The sequence below is a fragment of the Aquisalimonas asiatica genome, from assembly GCF_900110585.1.
GTDB classification, from domain to species: domain Bacteria; phylum Pseudomonadota; class Gammaproteobacteria; order Nitrococcales; family Aquisalimonadaceae; genus Aquisalimonas; species Aquisalimonas asiatica.
On sequence record NZ_FOEG01000004.1, the window covers coordinates 161847 to 179901 of the forward strand.

Consider the following 18055-nt stretch of genomic DNA (forward strand, 5'->3'; position numbering starts at 1 on the left):
AGAGGCCTTCAGAAGCGGTAGCCGAGCCCCACCTGGAAGTGGTGGGCCACCGGCGCCACGTCGAAGGTTTCGCCGCCGGCTTCCAGTTCGGTGGTCTTGTGGACCACGGCGCTGTACTCGAAGCGTACGAAGTTGCGGGCGGCGTTGGTGAACTCCACGCCGCCGCCGAAGCGTACGCCGGCCATGTCGGTGGAGTCGGAGTCGACGCCCCCGTTGACGGTTTCCAGTTCCACGCGCGTCTGCTGCCAGCCGGCCAGGCCGTAGAGGAGGGTGTTGTCCTCCACCAGGCCGCCCACGCGCGCGGTGATGCCCAGCCCGGTGCTGGCGGTGAGCGTCTGTCGGTCGCCACCGTTCTGCTGCTCATACTCGGCGTCGCTGTAGGTGGCGTGCACCTCCAGTCCGAGGAACGCGCCGTCCTCGGACTGGCTGGTGCCGAGCACCACCCCCATGGTGGGGCCGGCGGCACTGGCGCCGTCGATGCTGGTGTCGTTCGCGTCCACTTCCGTGTCGAAGTTGCTCCAGCCGCCGAGGACGCCCAGGTAGACGCCCTCGTAGTGATCCGCCGCCATGGCGGGCGTTGCGGTTCCAAGTGCGGCGAGCAGACCAACGGCCATGGCCGATCCCTGTATGCGCGTTGTCATTGTCTTTGCCCTCTTCATGGGTTTGTTTCCTTGACGGTTCTGATGGTGGCTCAATCGGTCCGCTGTTGCCAGTAACCGGGTCACGTCAGGCGCTTCGGGTTGAACAGTCGGTCCTGCTCGTCGATGGCGAACCGGTCGGTCATGCCGGCGATGTAGTCGGCCACCGCGCGCGCCCGGCCCGCTGCTCCGTCATCTGCTGCCAGCCGGTGGCTGCGGCTGCTGTGCTGCGGCGGCATGAGGTCCGGGTCATCCATGAAGGCCTCGAACAGGGTGCGAATCGTGCGCTTCGCCTTCTCCGCCATCCGGTAGACACGATAGTGCCGATAGAGCGCCCGAAACAGGAACTGCTTCAATTCCCGGTGTTCCGACTGCATGGAATCGCTGAACCGCAGCAGCGGTTCCTGCTGATCGCGTACGGCGTCGATGGAATCGGGCGCCCCGGTGCGCAGGTTGGCCGTGGTGGTCTCGATGATGTCGGCCACCTGCTCGGCGATCATGCGTCGCACCGTCTCGTAGATCAGCTGCCGGCGGGGGATCTCCGGGTGGCGCTCCCGCACTTCGGCGAACAGTCGCCCGAGCAGGCCCAGCTCCTGCAGTTCGTCCATGTCCAGCAGGCCGGCGCGCAGGCCGTCGTCCACGTCGTGGCTGTTGTACGCCACTTCGTCGGCCAGATTGGCGAGCTGCGCCTCCAGACCCGGTTGGGTCCGGTCGAGAAAGCGCTGGCCCAGTGACCCCAGCTCCCGGGCCTGGCGCGCGGAACAGTGCTTGAGAATGCCCTCGCGGGTTTCGTAGGTGAGGTTGAGGCCGTCGAAGGCGGCGTAGCGCTGCTCCAGGGTGTCCACCACCCGCAGGGACTGGAGGTTGTGTTCAAAGCCGCCGTAATCCGCCATGCAGGCGTTCAGGGCGTCCTGGCCGGCGTGGCCGAAGGGTGTGTGGCCCAGGTCGTGGGCCAGGGTGATGGCCTCGGTGAGGTCCTCGTTGAGGTCCAGGGCCCGGGCGATGGTCCGGGCAATCTGGCAGACCTCCAGGGTGTGCGTGAGCCGGGTCCGGAACAGGTCGCCCTCGTGGTTCACGAAGACCTGCGTCTTGTATTCCAGGCGGCGGAATGCGGACGCGTGGATGATGCGGTCGCGGTCGCGCTGGAAGGCGTTGCGGTAGGTGGCACTCTCCTCGCTGATGACGCGCCCGCGACTGCGTGCGGGGTCGGCCGCGTAGGGGGCAAGCGGGCGGGCCTCCGGCGTGGCCATGTCAGTTGCCGTCCGTGTAGTGGTTCAGGGTGGCGCGCAGGCGGTCATCCGGCACTGCGTCGGTGACCACCGCGTGGCCGATGCCCTGCTGCAGGACCAGGCGGATGTGCCCGCCCTGGGCCTTCTTGTCCACCGCCATCAGTTGCAGAAACTGCTCGCTGGTCATGGACCGGGGCGGTGCGAGGGGAAGGCCGGCGCGCTGGATCAGCGCCTCCACGCGGGCGCGATCAGTGGCGGACAGCCAATCCATCGCCTCCGCCAGGTGCGCGGCCATGGCCATGCCGGCGCCCACCGCTTCGCCGTGCAGCCAGGTGCTGTAGCCGGTGGCGGTCTCGATGGCGTGGCCGAAGGTGTGGCCCAGGTTGAGCGTGGCGCGCACGCCCTGCTCGCGTTCATCCGCCGCCACCACATCCGCCTTGTTGGCGCACGAGCGTTCGATGGCGTAGGCGAGCGCCTCGGGCTCCCGTGCCAGCAGCGCGTCGATGTTGTCCTCCAGCCAGGCGAAGAAGTCGGCGTCGCGGATGAGACCGTACTTGATGACCTCCGCCACGCCGGCGGACATCTCCCGCGCGGGAAGGGAGGCGAGCACGTCGGTGTCGGCAATGACGCCGCGGGGCTGATGGAAGGCGCCGATCATGTTCTTGCCGAGCGGGTGATTCACGCCCGTCTTGCCGCCCACGGAGGAGTCCACCTGCGCCAGCAGCGTGGTCGGGATCTGCACGAAGGCGACGCCGCGCTGGTAGGCGGCGGCGGCGAAACCGGCGAGATCACCGATGACGCCGCCACCCAGGGCGATGACGGTGCAGCTGCGGTCGAACCGCAGCTCCAGCAGTCGGGTCCAGACCCGCTCACAGCTGGCCACGGTCTTGTGTGCTTCGCCATCCGGCAGGGTGATTGCCTCCACCTGCAGCCCGGAGAGGGCGTCCAGAACCGGCTGCAGGTACAGCGGCGCGATCGTGTCGTTGGTCACCACCAGGGCCTGTCTGCCCGGCAGCCAGTCTGCCAGCGGCGTGCGGGTGCCGAGCTGACCGGGCCCGATCAGAATGGTGTAGCTGCGCTCGCCGAGGTCCACCTGCAGGTGGCGCGGATCAGGCGTGGTGGTCATGGTATTGGCTGTCCAGTGCGTCGAGGATTCTGCGTACCACCTGGCCGATGTTGCCGTGCTCGGTGCTGATGGTCAGGTGTGCGGTTTCGCGATAGAGCGGGTCGCGTTCGGCGAGGAGTTCTTCCAGTCGTGCGCGCGGGTCGGCGGTCTGCAGCAGCGGGCGTCGCTTGTCCTTGCCGGTGCGGCGGAGCTGCTCGTCCACGGAGGTCTCCAGGTAGACCACCGTGCCGCGCTCGCGCAGATGCTGGCGGTTCTCCGGGTCGAGTACGGCGCCACCGCCCGTGGCAAGCACTGCGGGCGGGGCGGCGGTGAGCTCGTCGATGATGGCCTTCTCGCGCTGGCGGAATCCCGCCTCGCCCTCCACGTCGAAGATGCGCGGGATGTCGACCCCGGTGCGGTCCTGGATGACCTGGTCACTGTCCATGAAGGGCAGCTCCAGAGCGCGCGCCAGGCGTCGCCCGATGGTGGATTTGCCGGCGCCCATGGGGCCGATGAGGAAGAGGTGCCGCGCTTGGCTCATGCCGATACTCGTCCGGAAAAGCAGCAAGGATAACGCCCGGCCGGGTCCGCTTGAAGCCCGGTTGCCGGTAACGCCTGCGGGGCGGTGCCGGCAACCGGGGCGAGCCTATCGGGCTGAATCGCCGGAGAGGCTCTCCTGCAGGATTCGGGGTGTGACGAAGATCAGCAGCTCGCTGTTCTCGTCCACCGCCTGCCGGTTGCGGAACAGCCAGCCCACGGCGGGCAGGGAGCCGAAGAACGGCACCCGGGATTCCTGCTCCCGCCGCTCACGTTCGTAGATGCCGCCAAGCACCACCGTCTCGCCATTGTCCACCAGCACCTGGGTGGTGACGGACTGGGTGTCGATGCTGGGCACGCCGTCGAAGACCTGGCCGACCGTGTCCTGGCTGACCTCCAGGTCCATGATGATGCGCTCGTCCGGCGTGATCTGCGGCGTCACGTCCAGCGCCAGCAGCGCCTCCTGGAACGAGACGTTGGTGGCGCCGCTGGCCGTGGCCTCCTGGTAGGGAATCTCCACGCCCTGGCGGATGCTCGCGGTCTTCTGGTTCGACGTGATCACGCGCGGGCTGGAGACCACCTCGCCGCGACCCTCCGTCTCCATGGCCGAGAGTTCCAGCTGCAGCAGGCGGTCGCCGATACGGCCCACAGCCAGGCCGACGGAGCCTGCCGCACTGTCCACCGGCAGGTCGACCATCAGGCCCTCCTGGCCGCTGCCCGCGGGGGTCTCGAAGCCGGTGGTCTGGTCGAACTCGAAGGCGCCGTCCTGGGTGCCGCCGATGACGGCGTCACTGCCGCTGGCGCTGGCGCCGAAGCGCACGCCCAGATCGCGGCTGAAGTCGTCATTGGCGATAACGATGCGCGACTCGATCAGCACCTGGCGCACCGGGACGTCCAGCCGGTTCACCAGGGAACGGATGCTGGAGAGGTTCTGGTCGGTGTCGCGGATGATGAGCGTGTTGGTCCGCTCGTCGATGGCCACCTGTCCACGGCTGGACAGCAGCGAGGTCTCCTCCGAGCGGATCAGACCCGCCAGCTCGGCCGCGGTGGAGTAGTTGATCTCGAAGAACTCCGAGCGCAACGGCGCCATCTCCTCGAGTTCCTGTTGCGCCTCGAGCTGCTGGCGTTCGCGGGCGGCGATCTCGTCCGCTGGCCCGACCAGCATGACGTTGCCGGTGACCCGCTTGTCGAGGCCCTTGGTCTGCAGAATGATGTCCAGGGCCTGGTCCCAGGGGACGTTCTGCAGGCGCAGGGTGATGTTCCCGGTGACGGAGTCGCTCACCACCACATTCAGCCCGGTGAAGTCGGCGATGATCTGCAGTACCGAGCGGACCTCGATGTCCTGGAAGCTCAGGGACAGCCGTTCACCGGTGTATTCGGGCTCCTCGGCTTCGCGCTCCTCCTCCGTGACCGGCCGGAACTCGATGGTGAATTGATTGCCGGCCTGATAGCCCATGTAATCGTAATCCTCGCCCTCGATGGGCTGGATCCGCATCAGTGTGTCGCTGCCATCCTGGCGGGTCTCGATGGTCTCCACGGGGGTGGCGAAGTCGACCACGTTGAGCCGCCGTTGCAGGCGCTCCGGGACCTCGGTGTCCCGGAAGCGGGCCTGGATCTGTCCGTCGCTGCGGCGCAGATCCACCGGCACGCGGTCATCGTTGAGTTCGATGACAACCCGGCCGGCGCCGTCGCTGCCGCGCTGGAAGTCGATGTCCTCCAGTGCACTGCCGGGCGGCGCGGTCGTCGGCGCGTCGTCGCCGAGAGTGGTGGCGGCGGTGTCTTCGGCGGTGTCCGCGGGCGCGTCTGCCGGGGCGCCGCCGAGGAAGATGTGCAGGGTGTTGCCTTCGATGCGGGTGTCGTACTCGGTCATCTCCGAGAGGTTCAGCACCAGGCGCGAGCGGCCATCTGCCTCCGCCGAGGAGACGCCCTCGATGGCGCCCACGCCAATCTGCATGCTGCGGCTCTCGAGGCGATTGCGCGTATCCGGGAAGTCGAAGGTGATGCGCGCGGGGTCGTCGATGGTGAAGCTGCTGGGCTCCTCGGGCGGATTCTCCAGTTCCACCGAGATCTGCACGCGGTTGCCCGGCAGGGTGGAGTAACTGATATCCCGCAGTGCGTTCTCCGCCAGCGCTTCCGCCGCCATCAGCAGCCCGGCTGCCGTCATCAGCAGTCGTGTGCCCAGTCGCGTAGTCGGGCTGCGCCGCCGGTCCTGCGCCGAGGCGACTCTCCCTGCCCTGTCCTTCGCAAACGTCGTCATCGTTCGTCGACTCCCTCTGCCTTATTCTCTTGTCGTCAGCGACGCGTCACGCTCACGCCAGCCGCCATCCTGAGCGGGGACGAGCTCCAGGATGTCCACGCGCTGCTCGGTGATGCGCTTGATTTCGCCGTGGTTCTCGCCCAGGTAGTTGCCCTCCTGGACCCGGTGAACGGTGCCGCTCGGGTCGCGGATGAGTGCCCACCGCGAGCCGTCCTGTTCCAGAATGCCGGTCATCCGCATGGAGTCCAGTGCAAACGCCTCCAGGGGCTCCCTGGGGCGGTCGCGGTCCGGTGTGGGGCCATCCGCTGCGTCGTCGCCGTCGTCGTCCGGCTCCGCAAAGCTCAGGGGCGCGAACGGGTTGCGGATGTCCAGGTCCGGGTAACGGTGGCTGCGCGCCGGCTCGGGCTCGGGTACGGGCTCCAGGGCGCGGGCCGGCCGATCATGGATGTCCTCGATGTACTCATCCAGGTCGTCGGTGTCGCGGGAGCAGCCGCCAAGCACGAGTGCCATGAGGGCAATCACGGCGGCCATGTGCATTGGGTGCAGGCGGGAGGCAGTCGTGCGCATCAGCCGTCCTCCTCGTCCAGGTACCAGTAAGTGCGTGCGGTGGCCCGCATGGCCAGCTCGCCGTTGTCACCACCCGCGTCGTCGATTTCCACGTCGTGGAGAGTGACGATGCGGGGCAGGTTGGCCACGCCGCTGACGAACCGGCCGAACTGGTGATACGACCCGCGGACCTCGATTTCGATGGGCATCTCCGCGTAGAACTCGCGCTCCCGGGTCTCCTGCGGCCGGAACAGCTCGAACTCCAGTCCCGATGCGAGTCCGGTCTGGGAGATGTCCACCAGCAGCCCGGCCACCTCGACGCGGCTCGGAAGCTGACGCAGCATGGCGCCGAAGGACTCTTCCATCTCCTCGAGCTGCTGCTTGTAGTCGTCCAGCGCGGCGGCGCGCTCCTGCCGCACTTCGAACCGGTGTCTCAGGTCCGTTTCCTCGGCCTCGGCGCGCTCAAGCGCGTCCTGGCGGTCCTGCCAGTCGAAGTACCAGCCGGCCCCCACCAGCAGTGCGAACACCAGGATCAGGACCACAGCCTTGGCCGGCCATGGCCAGATGCCGATCTCGTTGAGGTCCAGTTCGTTGAGGTTGATCTCGGAGAGTCTCATTCCGATCCCTCCCCGTTCCTGTTCGGGTCGCTCTGGTCCACGCGCAGCGTGAAGCGGCTGACGCGGCTGCCCTGGCGGTCATCCACTTCGATCACGTCCAGGTCCGGGTCGGTCAGCCACGGTGACTCGTCCAGGTTCTCCATGTACGTGGAGACCCGGGCGTTGGACTGGGCGACTCCGGAGACCGTGAGCTGGTCGCCGCTCTGGCGCAGCTGCTCCAGGTACACGCCATCCGGGATGGTGGTGGCGACCTCCTCGAACAGGTGCACCACCTGGGGCCGGCCTGCCTGCAGTTCCTCGATCACGCTCATGCGCGCCAGCAGCTGCTCGCGCACGGTCTCCAGCTCGTCGATCTCTTCGATCTGGCGATCGAGCTGCGCGATCTCGGTCTCGAGCATCTGGTTGCGGTGTTCCTGGTGGCTGACCAGGTCTCCAATGTACCAGCGCCCGGCGTACCAGACGGCGGCCGCAAGGGCGGCGGTGATGGCGAGGATGACGTAGAACTCGGTGGTACGCTGCTTCTTCAGCGCCTCACGCCAGGGGAGGAGGTTGATGCGCGTCATGCGTCGAAACTCCTCATGGCCAGGCCGCAGGCGATAATCAGCCCGGGCGCGTCCTCGTTCAGCCGCTGCTTCTTGATCCGGGAGGCGACGGCCATGCCGGCGAACGGATTCGCCACGTAGGTGGCGACATCGCTCTCCTGCTGGATGAGTTCGGCGGCGCCCGGAATGCCGGCACAGCCACCGGCGAGCACCAGGGCGTCGACACTGTTGTGCTGGCTGGCGCCGTAGAAGAACTGCAGCGAGCGCACGACCTGCTGGGCCATGGTCTGTCTGAACGGCTCGAGGACCTCCTCCTGATAGCCGTCCGGGAGTTCGCCCTGGCGTTTCGCACGATCGGCCTCTTCGAACGTCATGCCGTAGCGACCCTGGATTTCCTCGGTCAGCTGGCGTCCACCGAAGACCTGTTCGCGCGTGTAGATGATCTGGCGGTCGGTGAGCACGGTCAGCGTCGTCATGGCCGCCCCCACGTCGAGCACGGCGACGGTCTGATCCTTGCCCTTGCCGGGAAGCTCTGTGGCGATCAGGCCGAAGGCGGTTTCCGTGGCGTAGCTCTCCACGTCCATGATGTGTGGCGTCAGCCCGGCCGCCTCGCAGGCGTCGACGCGGCTGTCCACGTTGTCGGAGCGGGAGGCGACCAGCAGGACGTCCACGCCGCTGCCGTCCGTCGCCGGCCCCATGACCTGGAAGTCCATGTTCACTTCGTCGAGGGGGTAGGGGACGTACTGGTCCGCCTGCAGCTCGATCTGTGCCTCCAGCTCCTGCTCGCCGAGATCGGCGGGCATGGCGATGGTCTTGCTGATCGCGGCCGACGCGGGAACCGCCAGTGCTGCCGCGCGCACCTTGGTGCGTGAGCGCTTGACTGCGGCCTTGATGGCTTCGGACACGGCGTCAATGTCCGCGACCGTCTTCTCCACCACTGCACTGGACGGCAGAGGCTCGACAGCGTAGCTCTCCACTCGAAACCGGCCGTCCTGGCGCTTCAGTTCGAGCAGCTTGACAGCCGACGAGCTGATGTCGATGCCCAGCAGCGGTGGACTTTTCTTGCGAAAGAGTCCCACGAGAAATCCCTTATCATTGTGTGGTTTGGGTGAGAGAGTTGCCCTGCTTCATGCAGAGTTTTTCGTAACTATAGATCAAACCGTGAGAAATGAAAAACAGAAAGTTTGATCTGGCACTCGTCCCCGCCGTTATAACGCTTTATACTTGGCGAAACCGAGACCACATAGACATTATTGAGAATCATGCGCCGTCTTCCCCGCTTCCTTGTGTACGGTCTGGCGACCGTGTTGTCCCTTGCGCTGGTTGGTGCTGTCGCGCTGGCCGGACTGTACCTGTACCTGTCACCCCAGCTGCCGTCGGTGGAGCAGTTGCGCGACGTCCGCTACCAGGAACCGCTGCGCATCTACTCCGGTGATGGCGAACTCATGGCCGAGTTCGGCGAGAACATGCGCGAGCCACTGCGGTTCGACGAGATTCCGGACCGCGTCTGGCAAGCGTTTGTCGCCGCCGAGGACGAGCGCTTCTTCGAGCATCCCGGTGTCGACTACCAGGGCCTGGCTCGCGCCGTGCTCTACCTGGTGCAGAACCGCGAGATCGGACCCGGCGGAAGCACCATCACCATGCAGGTCGCCCGGAACTTCTTCCTGAGCCGCGAGCAGACCTACATGCGTAAACTGAACGAAATTCTGCTTGCGTTCAAGATCGAACGGGAACTCGACAAGGAGCAGATCCTCGAGTTGTACCTCAACAAGATCTATCTGGGGCAGCGGGCCTATGGTATCGGTGCGGCCTCCCAGATCTACTACGGCAAGCCGCCGGAGGAGCTTGAGCTGGCCGAGACGGCCATGCTGGCAGGCCTGCCCAAGGCGCCCTCGCTGTGGAATCCGGTGGCCAACCCGGAGCGGGCCCTGCAGCGGCGCGCCTACGTGCTGCGACGGATGCACGAAAGCGGTGTCATCAGCGCGGAAGAGTTTGCGGACGCCAGCACGCAGCCGGACACGGCCCACGTCCGCCGTGTGCGCCCGACGGTGGAGGCGCCCTACGTTGCCGAGATGGCGCGCGAGCACGTGGTCGACATGGTCGGTGCCGAAGCCGCCTATACCGGGGGGTATCGGGTTCACACCACCATCGACAGCCGCTATCAGGAGATCGCCAACCGTTCCCTGCGCCGCAACCTGCTGGCCTATGACCGCCGTCACGGATATCGCGGGCCGGAGGGCACGCTGGACCTGGACGATCTCGCCGGCGAAGACGACTGGGACGATGCGTTGCGGGGGGTGCGCACCCTCGGCGGGCTGCGCCCCGGTATTGTCATTGCCATCGGTCCCCGCGCTGCGGACGATGGCCTGGACCCGGAGGCGGTCGAGGAGGCGGATCAGGACGCCGACGCGGCGGATGACGAGGACATTGTCGCAACGGTGTACATGGGCGGCGGCGACACCGTGGCGCTCGACCTGGAGGCCATGGAGTGGGCTCGGCCCTGGGTGTCCCAGGAGGCGGTCGGCGCCAGTCCCGAGCATGTTTCCGACGTGGTCTCCGTTGGTGACGTCGTGCGCGTGGAGGCGCTTGGCGGTGGCAGTTTCCGGCTGGCACAGGTCCCCGATGTGGAAGGCTCGATAGTCAGCCTCGCGCCCCGCAGTGGCGCACTGCTCGCGCTCAGCGGTGGTTTCGACTTCCGCAAGAGTCAGTTCAACCGGGCGACACAGGCGGTTCGGCAGCCCGGCTCCGCATTCAAGCCCTTTATCTATTCGGCGGCGCTGGAGGCTGGTTATACCCCGGCGAGCATCATCAACGATGCGCCGGTGGTGTTCCATGACGAGGCGCTGGAGAGCACGTGGCGGCCGGAGAACTACACCGGCCGCTTCTACGGCCCGACCCGCATGCGTGAAGCCCTGGCCCAGTCCCGCAACCTGGTCTCCATTCGCGTGTTGCGCGATGTCGGCACCGGCACGACCCGGGATTTCCTGGACCAGTTCGGCTTTCCGCGGGATCGCATGCCCGACGACCTCTCCCTGGCGCTGGGCAGTGCGGGCGTGACGCCGTGGGAGTTGACCGCGGGCTACGCCGTGTTCGCCAACGGTGGCTACCGGGTCATGCCCTACTTCGTGTCGCGGGTGGAGGATGGCGACGGCAACGTCATCCAGGCGGCGCAGCCATCGCTCGCGTGTGAACAGTGCGGTGAAGCGGCTCACGAGGCCGGTGTGCTGGAGGACGCCTCCGTGGACGAGTCATCGGACGTCAACGGTGACGTGCTGCTGGCGCCCACCTACCGTCCGGCGGAGCGGATCATCTCCGCCGAGAATGCCTATCTCACCACGAGCATGCTGCAGGACGTGATCACCGCCGGTACCGGTCGTTCCGCGCAGCGACTCGGGCGCAGTGACCTGGCAGGCAAGACGGGCAGTACCAACGATCTCCAGGACGCCTGGTTTGCCGGCTACAACGGTGACGTGGTGACCACCGCCTGGATCGGGTTCGACCAGGGGCGCTCCATGGGGCGGGGCGAGACCGGTGCCCGGGCGGCCCTGCCCATCTGGACGGATTTCATGGAAATGGCCCTGATCGGGGCGCCGGAGCACACGCTGCGCCGCCCCGGAGGTCTGGTGACCGTGCGCATCGACCCCGAGTCGGGTCTGGTGACCGATTCGAGCAACCCCAACGCGATCTTCGAGACGTTCCGCTCCGATCAGGTGCCGGACCGTGACCCGGATGCCGAGCGCAACGGTGCCGGCGGCGGGAGTGATGACGACGACGCACCGCTGTTCTGACGCGGCCACCGGCCGTGCCGCTCGTGGGGCGATAGGGAGGGGTGACGATGGCCAGGCAACAGGGAACTCCCCGGGATCAGCGCATGCGCCAGCGCCTGGCGCTGGAGGCGGCGCGGATCATGGTTGATGAGGGCGTCCGCGATTACTACCAGGCCAAGCGCAAGGCGGCGGAGCGCCTGGGCGCCCCCGGCACCCAGAACATGCCGCGCAACCGCGAGATCCAGGACGCGGTGGCCGACTATCAGCGCCTCTTCCAGGGGGAGTCGCAGGCCGCGCATCTGCGCGAGCTGCGGCAGACGGCGCGTCAGGCCATGCAGTTCTTCGCCCGCTTTCGGCCCCGCCTGGTGGGGTCGGTGCTGGATGGCACTGCCGGCGAGTGGTCGGACGTGAATCTGCACGTCTTTGCCGCGACGCCGGAGGAGCTGGATGTCTTTCTCATGGAGAACGGCATCCCGTACGAGCCGTCGGAGCGGCGCGTGCGGTTCAAGCGTGACGAGTGGATGACGCTTCCCAGCTACCGCTTCCTGGCCGGTTCGCACACGGTGGACCTGACGGTGTTCACCGAGGCCGGTCTGCGGCAGCCGCCGCTCAGCCAGGTCGATGGTCAGCCCATGGAGCGGGCCGGTGTGCAGGCCGTGGACGCCTTGCTGGCGGAGCCCGACGAGGAGTGGGACGGCGCGATTCCGATGCCGGGACAGTAACGCCTGCCCGCCGCGCCGGCGAGGGCCGGTGCGGCGGGCAGGAACGGCGTGGTCAGCGCTTGTCCACGGGGACGTAGTCGCGCTTGGCGGCGCCGGTATAGATCTGCCGCGGACGGCCGATGCGCTGTTCCGGGTCGGCGACCATTTCCATCCACTGGGCCACCCAGCCGGGCGTGCGCCCCAGGGCGAACAGCACCGTAAAGAACGACATGGGAATCCCCAGCGCCCGGTAGATCAGCCCGGAGTAGAAGTCCACGTTCGGGTACAGCTTGCGCTCGACGAAGTAGTCGTCCTTCAGTGCGATCTCTTCCAGCTTTACCGCCAGTTCCAGCTGCGGGTCGTTCTCCATGCCCATCTCCTGGAGCACCTCGTGACAGGTGTCCCGGATGATGGTGGCGCGCGGGTCGTAGTTCTTGTAGACCCGGTGGCCGAAGCCCATGAGCCGGAACGGGTCGTCCTTGTCCTTCGCCTTCTCGATGAACTTGGCGACGTTGCGCACGTCACCGATCTCTTCGAGCATCCGCAGCACGGCCTCGTTGGCGCCACCGTGCGCAGGCCCCCACAGGGCGGCACAGCCGGCGGACATGGCGGCGAACGGGTTGGTCCCGGTGCTGCCGGCAAGGCGCACCGTGGAGGTGCTGGCGTTCTGCTCGTGGTCGGCGTGGAGGATCAGCAGCTGGTCCAGGGCCTTCTCGGCGACCGGGCTGATCTTGTACTCCTCGCTGGGCCGCGAGAACAGCATGTTCAGCAGGTTGGCGCTGTAGCTCAGGTGGTTCTTGGGGTAGACGAACGGCTCGCCGACGAAGTGCTTGAAGGCGGCGCCGGCGATGGTCGGCATCTTGGCGATGATCCGCTGGGCGCACAGATCGCGGCTCGCCGGATCGTTGATGTCGATGCTGTCGTGGTAGAAGGCGGACAGCGAACCCACCACCGCGGTCAGCATCGCCATCGGGTGGGCGTTGTAGTGAAAGCCGTTGAAGAAGTTCTTCAGGCTTTCGTTGACCATGGTGTGGCGGGTGATGGAGTCGGTGAAGTTCTCGAGTTCGGCCTTCTGGGGCAGGTTGCCGTAGAGCAGCAGGTAGGAGACCTCGAGAAAGTTGCTGTGCTCGGCCAGCTGCTCGATGGGGTAGCCGCGGTACAGCAGCGTGCCCTGGTCGCCGTCGATGAACGTGATGTCACTCCGGCAGCTGGCGGTGGACGTGAAGCCCGGGTCGTAGGTGAATGCGTCGAATTCGCCGTACAGGGACTTGATGTCGATGGCGGTCGGGCCGTGGGTGCCTTCACGCACCGGCAACTCCAGGCTCTTGCCGGTGGCGTTGTCCGTGAGCGTCACAGTATGTTTGGACATTCCAGTTACTCCTAGATTCTCTACGGGCCGTAGCCACGCCTGCATCGGCGGCCGTGGGGCCGTGTCCAGGTGTCGGCCGCAGGGTATCAGTGCACGCCGCAGACGGATGCCCGCGGGAATCCGTGCGGGCGCTGCGGGTCTGGACCCCGGTCATTGCGTGCCGGGCCGAAGGGCGTGGTTGGCAGCAACTTACCGCGGCGAAGGCCGCCTCCGGTTGACCGATCGGCGGTGATAGTAACAGCAATGAAGCGGGTGGGGAAGAAGGTGCAAAGAAGCGCGAAATTCGCCGTAATTTCGTTAAAAATACAAAAAATGGGTGAGAAAAAGTCGATAAAATCCGGGCGCGGTTGGTGAATGCCCGGCTTTCGGGTGCTGCAACGCAAAAAACCCGCGCACATGGCGCGGGTTCTTCGGGGTGCTGTGTTACTCCCGTGCGCACCGCTGCACGACAGCGGTGCGCCAGGGCGTTCAGCGGGATTTGCGGACGCGGCCGTACTTCTGCTTGAAGCGGTCCACGCGACCACCACTGCTCAGCACCCGCTGCTTGCCGGTGTAGAAGGGGTGGCTCTTGCTGGAGACTTCCACCTTGACCAGCGGGTACTCGTTGCCGTCTTCCCAGGTAATGGTCTCGCTGGTGCGGATCGTCGAGCGCGTCAGGATGGCGAAATCCGAGGCGATGTCCTGAAAGACGACTTCGCGGTAGTTCGGATGGATGTCCTTCTTCATGACCGGATACCTGTTCGGTTTGGCACACGCGTACTGGCCGCGCGTGCGGGGTATTCAATAAGGGGGCGGATCATACCTTCCGGAGCCGGGGATGACAAGGTCCGTCGAGGTGGCTCAGTCGTTCCCGGCGCCCGGCCGTTCGCCCGGGCGGGTGAACGGCAGAACGCGTGCCCGGGGTGGCTCGCGCATGGCGCTGCCCGTCCAGCGCGCGTGCAGGTAGGCCACCTGGTTGAGCAGCCCCTGGTCACCGCGTACGCTCTGCCACATCATGCGGGACAGGGCCGCGCACGCCGACAGCGGGTCCCGTTGCCGGGCGCGCACCGTGTCGATCCGCCATTGCAGGCGCCGTAGCCGGCCTCGCCGCTCCGGCGGGGCATCCTCGATGGTCGCGTTGATCAGCGCCCGGCGCCGGTGTTCGAAGGCGTCCGGATCCCGCACTGCCAGGTCGCGCCATTCATCGAAGTCAGGCGGTGTCAGCCGGGTTTCTGTCATTGTGGTTCTCCCGTGGCTGAAGGCCGGAGCCCCATGGGCATTGTCCAGCATGTTCCTGAAGCTTAGTCCACGCCGCCCGTGTCTGCTGCCGGGCGCGCAGGCAGCGCTCACACAATCTTCGGGAAGGTGGGTAGCATAGGCGGCTGGATCAAAGGAGCGATGCCGGTTACGAGGAGCCTATGGTGATCAGACTGTTTCAACTGGGTGTGGCGGGGGTACTGGGGGCCGTTGCGGTGGCCCATCATGCTGCTGCCGACTGGCGCGAGCCCCAGCCATTCCGGCGGGATGTGGTGGACGGTCGCCAGTTTGATTACAACACCGAGAGTTTTCTCCATCGGTTCACCTTCGAGCCGGCACCCGGGTTGAATCAGGGGATGAGCCCCCCGCGCGACGGTGTCTTCGGCACCGCGGGCAGCACCCGCAGTGATGAGCTGTATACCCGTCAGGAGATCCAGCTGACCGGCGATTTCGATGGGCCGGGGTACTTCCGCTACCGCTACCGGCGGTTCGAGGATTTCGATGGCCGCTACGACAGCAATCTCATCGGCGTTGGCTCCGAGCTGGGGCAGGGCTCCGGCGTGACGGCCACGGTCTACGGCGACGTGGAGGGCGCCAAGGAGAACGTGGACCTTCACGGCGAACTGGCCTGGGAGGGTGGTGATGGCAGTCACGCGCGCGCCGTCGTGGTGGCCCCGGATTTCATCTTCAACGACAAGCAGGGGGATGCCGAGTACGGCCGCTATCCGTTCACCTACTACCTGTCCGGCGGTTACCGGCTCGGTGAGGCGCTGGTCTACGGCTTTGCCAACTACAACGACAACACGCGCCTGCACGACCACGCCGGGGATTTCACCTACCGCTACCAGCAGGGCCGCGGCGGCGTGGGTGTGGAAGTGCCCTTCGGCGATGCATGGGAGATGGGGCTGGAGGTGGAGGGCCTCTACACCACCCGGGCGCTGGACGACCGCGGCGACAGCGACCATCCCGAGCAGCGGCTGCGGCGCCGTCATTCCCAGGCCACGGCCGAACTCCGGTACGCCTACAGCGCCGACACCTCCCTTTGGGGCGGCGTACGCTACTTCCGCCTGGTGGAGCGGGAGCGGCGGCCGGCCGATGATGGCCGGGTCGACCGCCAGGACCGTCTGGAACGCATGGCCTATCTGGGCGTCACCCGGCGGCTGAGCGAGCGCCTGCAGCTGGCCCCGGGGGTGTTCGTCAACCACGCCGACGTGCGCCAGCGCGAGGACGGCGAGCCGGATGACGAACGCGGGTTCTATGCCAAACTGACCCTGCCGCTGCAGGTGACCGTCAATCAGTCCACCGGCGGTTACGTCGCCCTGAACCCCACCGCACGGCTGCACCGGGCGGCGTTCGGCGGCGGCAACGTCCAGGTCTATCTGCCGTTCTGAGACCAGCGGGGAGGCGTCATGGCGCGTCAGCTTTACGAACTCACCGGGGCGGCGGATCTGCGCTTCAGCCCCTATTGCTGGCGCACACGGATGGCGCTGGTGCACAAGGGGCTGGAGGCGGAGCGGATCCCCTGCCGTTTTACGGACAAGGCGTTGATCGCCTTCAGCGGGCAGGAGAAGGTGCCGGTGCTGGTGGACGGGGAGCGGACCATCAGCGACTCCTGGGCCATCGCCTGTTACCTGGAAGACGCCTATCCTGATGCCCCTGCCCTGTTCGGTGGTGACGCCGCCCGGGCCACCACCCGTTTCGTGAATACCTGGGCCGACACCCGGCTGGGGCCGGCACTGCTGCGGGTGGTGTTGCCCGCCATCGTCGACCACCACCTGGATCCGGCCGACCACGACTACTTCGTGACCACCCGTGAACGGCGGTTCGGGCTGTCGGTGGCGGCGATCCGCGCGCAGCGGGACGACGCCGTGGCGGCCGTGCTTCGGGAGCTGACGCCGCTGCGGCAGCTGCTGCAGGACCAACCGTGGATCAGCGGTGCCGCGCCGGCCTACGCGGACTACAGTGTCGCCGGCATGCTCCAGTGGCAGCGGCTGGTGGATGGTGATGCGCTGCTGGCCGATGAGCCACGGATCCGTGAGTGGCGGGATGCTGTACTGGAGCGGGTCTAGCGCACCACCTTGCCGGGATTCATGATACCGGTGGGGTCCAGGGCCGCCTTGATCTGCCGCATCAGCGCGAGCTCCACCGGGTCTTTCAGCCGCTCCAGCTCCGCGACTTTCAGCTGCCCCACCCCGTGCTCGGCCGCGATGGAGCCGCCCATGGCGGCGACCACGTCGTGGACGACGCGGTTGCAGTCATCCCACTGCGCGCGGAAGGCGTCGGGGTTGGCGCCCTCCGGCTGCGACAGGTTGAAGTGGATGTTGCCGTCGCCGATATGGCCGAAGGGGCAGACCCGCACGCCCGGCAGGGCGGCCTCGACCCGTGCCGTGGCCTCGGCGAGAAAAGCGGGGATGCGCGAGACCGCAACCGAGACGTCGTGCTTGATGCTGGCGCCCTCCCGTGTCTGGCCCTCGGGGATGCTCTCCCGCAGCCGCCAGAGCGCCTGCGCCTGGTCCAGGGACTCCGCCACCACCCCGTCCACCACCCGATCCTGCTCCATTTCCCGTTCCAGGCATGCCTGCAGCGCGTCGCGCAGGGCATCGCCGGCCTGGGGCGTGGATAGCTCCACCAGCAGATACCACGGGTGCGGCGCATCGAAGGGATCACGGCAGCCGGGCACGTGCTTGAGTGCCATGGTCAGGCTGGTGCGGCTCATGAGCTCGCAGGCGGTCAGTGTATCGCCGCCGGCTTCGCGCAGCGCTGGCAGCAGCGCGACCGTGGCCTCGGGCGACGGCAGGGCCAGCAGCGCCGTCTGCACCTGGCGGGGCCGCGGATAGAGCCGCAGCACCGCGGCGGTGATAATCCCCAGCGTGCCCTCGCTGCCGATGAACAGGTCTTTCAGGTCGTACCGGCTGTTGTCCTTGCGCAGCCCGGAGAGGCCGTTCCAGACCCGGCCGTCCGCCAGCACCACCTCCAGCCCCAGGCACAGGTCGCGGGCGTTGCCGTAACGCAGCACGTTGGTGCCTCCGGCGTTGGTGCCCAGGTTGCCGCCCAGCATGCAGGAGCCTTCGGCGGCGAGACTGAGCGGGAACAGGCGGTCGGCGTCGGTCGCGGCGTGCTGCACGTCCGCCAGAATGCAGCCGGCTTCGGCGGTGAGGGTGTCGTTGGTGACATCCACATCGCGGATCTGCCGCATGCGGCGCAGGCTGAGAATGATCTGGGTGCCGCTGGCATCCGGGGCGGCGCCCCCGCACAGCCCGGTATTGCCGCTCTGGGGTACGACGCCGATGCCCGCCTGGTGACAAAGTGCCATGACTGCAGAGACCTCGCCCGTGGAGGCGGGCGCCACCACGGCGGCCGCGCGCCCCTGGAACAGGCCGCGCCACTCGCGCAGGTACGGTGCCCGGGCCTCGCCCTCGATCCAGCCCGCGGTGCCGACGGTGGCCCGGATGCGGTCCAGGGCCTCCTGTGTGCTGTGTGTCAGGTCCATGGCGGCATTGTGCCATGGTGG

17 protein-coding genes are annotated in these 18055 nt (G+C 67.1%); 4 read left to right on the plus strand and 13 right to left on the minus strand.

Annotation, left to right across the window (positions count from 1 at the left end):
• Window positions 1-8: 8 nt before the first annotated feature.
• The 9 genes from BMZ02_RS10615 to BMZ02_RS10655 all read right to left on the minus strand — a co-directional run bounded on the left by BMZ02_RS10615 (window position 9) and on the right by BMZ02_RS10655 (window position 8550).
• Window positions 9-641, minus strand: a complete 633-nt coding sequence (locus BMZ02_RS10615; RefSeq protein WP_171909895.1) for an outer membrane protein — start codon at window positions 639-641, stop codon at window positions 9-11.
• 80 nt (window positions 642-721) lie between these two features.
• Window positions 722-1888, minus strand: a complete 1167-nt coding sequence (locus tag BMZ02_RS10620) for a deoxyguanosinetriphosphate triphosphohydrolase (RefSeq protein WP_091643360.1) — start codon at window positions 1886-1888, stop codon at window positions 722-724.
• A gap of 1 nt (window position 1889) precedes the next feature.
• Window positions 1890-2993, minus strand: a complete 1104-nt coding sequence (gene aroB / locus BMZ02_RS10625; RefSeq protein WP_091643363.1) for a 3-dehydroquinate synthase — start codon at window positions 2991-2993, stop codon at window positions 1890-1892.
• Window positions 2977-3513: a shikimate kinase AroK gene (gene aroK / locus BMZ02_RS10630; protein ID WP_091643366.1), complete on the minus strand. Its 537-nt coding sequence runs from the start codon at window positions 3511-3513 to the stop codon at window positions 2977-2979. Before aroK ends, aroB begins: the two co-directional genes overlap by 17 nt.
• A gap of 105 nt (window positions 3514-3618) precedes the next feature.
• Window positions 3619-5766, minus strand: coding sequence for a type IV pilus secretin PilQ (locus BMZ02_RS10635; RefSeq protein WP_245754011.1), 2148 nt, complete (start codon window positions 5764-5766; stop codon window positions 3619-3621).
• 21 nt (window positions 5767-5787) lie between these two features.
• Entirely contained in the window at window positions 5788-6333 is a 546-nt protein-coding gene (locus BMZ02_RS10640) for a pilus assembly protein PilP (RefSeq protein WP_091643373.1), read from the minus strand.
• Window positions 6333-6929, minus strand: coding sequence for a type IV pilus inner membrane component PilO (locus BMZ02_RS10645; RefSeq protein WP_091643375.1), 597 nt, complete (start codon window positions 6927-6929; stop codon window positions 6333-6335). The genes BMZ02_RS10640 and BMZ02_RS10645 overlap by 1 nt, the downstream gene beginning before the upstream one ends.
• Window positions 6926-7492 (minus strand): PilN domain-containing protein, encoded by a 567-nt coding sequence (locus BMZ02_RS10650; RefSeq protein ID WP_091643378.1) that lies wholly within the window; start codon window positions 7490-7492, stop codon window positions 6926-6928. The genes BMZ02_RS10645 and BMZ02_RS10650 overlap by 4 nt, the downstream gene beginning before the upstream one ends.
• Window positions 7489-8550, minus strand: a complete 1062-nt coding sequence (locus BMZ02_RS10655) for a pilus assembly protein PilM (protein WP_091643381.1) — start codon at window positions 8548-8550, stop codon at window positions 7489-7491. The genes BMZ02_RS10650 and BMZ02_RS10655 overlap by 4 nt, the downstream gene beginning before the upstream one ends.
• A gap of 183 nt (window positions 8551-8733) precedes the next feature.
• On the opposite strand from BMZ02_RS10655, the gene BMZ02_RS10660 reads away from it, so the two are divergent.
• Window positions 8734-11259 carry a penicillin-binding protein 1A gene (locus BMZ02_RS10660; RefSeq protein ID WP_091643383.1) on the plus strand — a complete coding sequence of 842 codons (2526 nt, stop codon included), beginning with the start codon at window positions 8734-8736 and terminating at the stop codon, window positions 11257-11259.
• Between the two features lie 47 nt (window positions 11260-11306).
• The gene (locus tag BMZ02_RS10665; protein ID WP_091643386.1) at window positions 11307-11960 is read left to right on the plus strand and encodes a hypothetical protein; all 654 of its coding nucleotides are present in this window, start codon (window positions 11307-11309) and stop codon (window positions 11958-11960) included.
• A 52-nt stretch (window positions 11961-12012) separates the two neighbouring features.
• On the opposite strand, the gene BMZ02_RS10670 is transcribed toward BMZ02_RS10665, so the two are convergent.
• The 3 genes from BMZ02_RS10670 to BMZ02_RS10680 all read right to left on the minus strand — a co-directional run bounded on the left by BMZ02_RS10670 (window position 12013) and on the right by BMZ02_RS10680 (window position 14526).
• On the minus strand, window positions 12013-13308 hold the full coding sequence (locus tag BMZ02_RS10670) for a citrate synthase (RefSeq protein WP_091643389.1): 1296 nt from the start codon (window positions 13306-13308) through the stop codon (window positions 12013-12015).
• A 468-nt stretch (window positions 13309-13776) separates the two neighbouring features.
• Window positions 13777-14034 (minus strand): type B 50S ribosomal protein L31, encoded by a 258-nt coding sequence (locus BMZ02_RS10675; protein ID WP_091643392.1) that lies wholly within the window; start codon window positions 14032-14034, stop codon window positions 13777-13779.
• Window positions 14035-14148: 114 nt separating this feature from the next.
• The gene (locus BMZ02_RS10680; protein ID WP_171909896.1) at window positions 14149-14526 is read right to left on the minus strand and encodes a DUF3135 domain-containing protein; all 378 of its coding nucleotides are present in this window, start codon (window positions 14524-14526) and stop codon (window positions 14149-14151) included.
• A 179-nt stretch (window positions 14527-14705) separates the two neighbouring features.
• On the opposite strand from BMZ02_RS10680, the gene BMZ02_RS10685 reads away from it, so the two are divergent.
• Both BMZ02_RS10685 and BMZ02_RS10690 read left to right on the plus strand, forming a co-directional pair.
• Window positions 14706-15935 (plus strand): hypothetical protein, encoded by a 1230-nt coding sequence (locus BMZ02_RS10685; protein WP_091643397.1) that lies wholly within the window; start codon window positions 14706-14708, stop codon window positions 15933-15935.
• Between the two features lie 18 nt (window positions 15936-15953).
• A complete protein-coding gene (locus BMZ02_RS10690; RefSeq protein ID WP_091643399.1) occupies window positions 15954-16613 on the plus strand; it encodes a glutathione S-transferase N-terminal domain-containing protein in 660 nt (219 codons plus the stop codon).
• Here BMZ02_RS10690 and BMZ02_RS10695 read toward each other — a convergent pair.
• Window positions 16610-18034: an FAD-binding oxidoreductase gene (locus BMZ02_RS10695; RefSeq protein WP_091643401.1), complete on the minus strand. Its 1425-nt coding sequence runs from the start codon at window positions 18032-18034 to the stop codon at window positions 16610-16612. The two genes, BMZ02_RS10690 and BMZ02_RS10695, sit on opposite strands and share 4 nt — an antisense overlap.
• Window positions 18035-18055: the final 21 nt, after the last annotated feature.